Genomic DNA, 249 nt, shown 5'->3' with positions numbered 1-249 from the left:
AGCTTGCCCGCTTAGGACCAACGAAATCTTCTGGATCAAGCGTGATTTCTTCACGCATATCAAGACCAGCATCCAACACCACCATAGCCGTCATAACTTTAGTGATGCTGGCCATTGGGCGCGCGATATCAGCATCTTTTTCGTAGATAGATTCGCCAGTTTCAGCATCGATCACCGCAACACTACGTGAATCCGTACTAATCGGAATCATATCGCTGCTACCAAATGCCCCGCGATAGGTTGTGTTAT

The 249-nt window shown here is 47.8% G+C and carries 1 pseudogene; it reads right to left on the bottom strand.

The window, feature by feature from the left end:
• Positions 1–249 (bottom strand): annotated as a pseudogene (locus tag SB725_RS32925) (hypothetical protein); the annotation flags it as partial.

The organism is Pseudomonas sp. SIMBA_041 (assembly GCF_046535095.1).
Lineage (GTDB): Bacteria > Pseudomonadota > Gammaproteobacteria > Pseudomonadales > Pseudomonadaceae > Aquipseudomonas > Aquipseudomonas mucoides.
The sequence above is the reverse complement of the archived record's forward strand: the minus strand, read 5'-3'. Positions and strand labels throughout refer to the sequence as shown.